Here is a 2,859-nt window from a genome sequence, read left to right as displayed (position 1 = left end):
TCTTCCTTTTATATTATATTATGTGTTATATTTGAAAGAAATAAACGGAAGTTTTTTCACAGACTGACGTTAGCGGTCATTGTAACGAAAAAAAAAGAAAACATGAGAAAAACAATAATTCTATTTTCAATACTTATTTCAATTATTGGAAATGCACAAGTAAGGAAGCAAAATGAAACTAGCAAACCTTTTTTACTTGGAACAATTGAAGAAATAGACTCAAAAATATTATCTGAAAAGAGAATATTGAATATATATCTTCCAGAAGGATATAATCAAAACGATACCATTAAATATCCTGTTACATATTTACTTGACGGTTCGGCTGACGAGGATTTTATTCACGTTGTTGGTCTTTTTCAGTTCAATAATTTTTCTTGGATAAACAGAGTTCCTAAATCAATTGTTGTTGGAATTGCAAATATTGACAGAAGAAGAGATTTCACTTACCCTACTACAATTGAGGAGGATAAAAAGAGAGATCCTACTTCTGGCAAATCTGCAAATTTTATTTCGTTTATAGAAACTGAATTGCAACCGTTTATTGAAAAAAAATACAAGACAAACAATTCCAAAACACTTATTGGTCAATCAGCAGGAGGGCTTTTAGCTACTGAAATTTTAATAAAAAAGTCGAAATTATTTAACAAATACATAATAATAAGTCCAAGTTTGTGGTGGGATAACTGTTCGCTTTTAAATGTAGAATCACCTATATATCAAGAGAGTTTTAAAGAAAAAATCGATATTTATATTGGAGTTGGAAAAGAAGGACTTGCACCAACCGAAATACCACATGTTATGGAAGTTGATGCAAATTTATTAAGTGAAAAATTGAAAAACACAAAATGTAAAAATATAAAAGTAAGTTTCGATTACCTACCCGAGGAAGATCACGCAACAATTACACATCAAGCAATTTTTAATGCAATGAGAATATTATATCCAAAGGAAAAATAAAAACCATCAAACTATAACTGATATTTCTTTTTTTTTTGAAAGACAAGAAATGAAAGCCCGCTAATATTTGGTTTGTCAATATGTAGAGTTCATACTTCCTTATTAAACAATATTAACAAAAAATTATTTATGAAAAGAGTATTATTACTATTAGCAGATGGATTTGAAATTTACGAAGCTAGTGTATTTATTGATGTAATCGGTTGGAACTTAACGGCAGGAAACGGTGAGACAGAATTATTTACATGTGGAATAAAAAAAGAAACAAAAAGTACTTTCAATCAAACTCTCATTGTTGACTTTCTATTAGACGAAATAAAAATTGACGATTTTGAAGCACTTGCAATTCCAGGTGGTTTTGAAGAGTACAATTTTTATGCAGAAGCTTACAACAACAAGTTCACTGAAATAATAAAATCATTTCACGAAAAAGAAAAGATTATCGCATCAATTTGCACAGGTGCTTTTCCTATTGCTAAGAGCGGTATTTTGGAAGGAAAAAAAGGAACAACATACAATCAAAATCCTGTAAGACAAGAAACCTTAAGGAATATGGGAGTCAATGTTGTGAATGAACCAATTGTTTTAGAAACCAACATAATTACATCATGGAATCCATCTACAGCAATGGATGTAGCATTTCTTTTACTTGAAAAGTTAACCAATAAGGAGAATACAAATTTGATAAAAAAGAAAATGGGATTTTAACAATTACCAATATTGCCAGCTACAAAAAGATTAGAACTTTAAATAAGAAAAATGAAATTATTAGATTCACCAAAAAAAGGAAACCGCTACACAAAAATTGCTGTAGCAATACTACTAGCTTCTGTAGGAGTTGTGTTTTTTAGTATATTATTTGGACTTTTAACAAAAAGCATACTAGGCTATACGTCATTGTCAAATAGTCAATCTCTTCTTGATAAATATATTTATAGGAGTTTAGGGTTTACATTCTCTTTTGGACCACTAGCATTAGTCCTTTTCTTTTTTGTAAAAAAATATGAGCAACGAAAAATAGAAACTTTAGGATTTATAGATAGTAAACCTTTTTATAAATTTATCAGAGGGGCTTTTTGGGGCACAGTTATGTGTTTTGGTGTCTTAGCTTTCATGATTATTTTTAAACAAGTAGAAATTCAACAACCCAATAGTGAACTAAGAAGTTTTACAGGGGTAATTGGGATTTTTTTTACTTTTAATAAGTACACTCGTACAAGTAAGTACAGAAGAAATTATTTTTAGAGGTTGGTTCTTGCCTGTATTGAATGTTAAATTGGGGGTAGTGAAAGCTATAATTATCTCTTCAATTGTATTCGGACTTATTCATGCGTGTACAAACCTATCTTTTCTTGCTGTATTTAATTTGACTCTCTATGGTACATTTTTAGCCTTATATGCAATTTTAGATAACAGTATTTGGGGAGTCTGTGCATGGCATACATTTTGGAATTGGAGCGAAAGAACCTTATTTGGTTTAATTGAAAACGGAGCAAGCAAAGGAGATGGTTTTTTACTAAATGCTAAAATAACAGGTAATAAATTCTTAACAGGTGGTGAAGCGGGAAGTAACGGAAGCTTCTTTTTAACAATTATACTTTTAATCGGTATATTTTATTTAACTTTTAAACTAAACAAAAAAGAGTTATTAAAGCTTTACTAACATTATCTAAATGTCTCCTCCCAGAAAAACAACGAACCGCTAACCGCCGTTTGGCAATATGGCGGGATTATGCTTAATTTAAAGATGGTTTTGTACTTGTGAGATTTGTCATTAACCGAAAAGTTAGGCATCCTTAATCCGCCACATCGCCAAGCGGCAAAACGTCAGGCTGTGAAAAAACCTCATTTAGTCGCTATTTTGACTTAAAATCATCCTCATAAACATCACTACAATCG

The 2,859-nt window shown here is 30.6% G+C and carries 4 protein-coding genes; all 4 read left to right on the top strand.

Annotation, left to right across the window (positions count from 1 at the left end; translation table 11 throughout):
• Positions 1 to 102: 102 nt before the first annotated feature.
• The 4 genes from H8R24_RS17860 to H8R24_RS17845 all read left to right on the top strand — a co-directional run bounded on the left by H8R24_RS17860 (position 103) and on the right by H8R24_RS17845 (position 2,623).
• On the top strand, positions 103 to 960 hold the full coding sequence (locus H8R24_RS17860) for an alpha/beta hydrolase (protein ID WP_187021795.1): 858 nt from the start codon (positions 103 to 105) through the stop codon (positions 958 to 960).
• A gap of 129 nt (positions 961 to 1,089) precedes the next feature.
• On the top strand, positions 1,090 to 1,668 hold the full coding sequence (locus H8R24_RS17855) for a DJ-1/PfpI family protein (protein ID WP_187021796.1): 579 nt from the start codon (positions 1,090 to 1,092) through the stop codon (positions 1,666 to 1,668).
• A 51-nt stretch (positions 1,669 to 1,719) separates the two neighbouring features.
• Complete coding sequence (locus H8R24_RS17850; protein WP_187021797.1) at positions 1,720 to 2,205, top strand: hypothetical protein; 486 nt, start codon at positions 1,720 to 1,722, stop codon at positions 2,203 to 2,205.
• Positions 2,141 to 2,623 (top strand): CPBP family intramembrane glutamic endopeptidase, encoded by a 483-nt coding sequence (locus H8R24_RS17845; RefSeq protein ID WP_187021798.1) that lies wholly within the window; start codon positions 2,141 to 2,143, stop codon positions 2,621 to 2,623. The genes H8R24_RS17850 and H8R24_RS17845 overlap by 65 nt, the downstream gene beginning before the upstream one ends.
• Positions 2,624 to 2,859: the final 236 nt, after the last annotated feature.

This window comes from Flavobacterium muglaense, assembly GCF_014305155.1.
GTDB lineage: Bacteria > Bacteroidota > Bacteroidia > Flavobacteriales > Flavobacteriaceae > Flavobacterium > Flavobacterium muglaense.
This window is presented reverse-complemented; position numbering and strand designations above follow the sequence as displayed.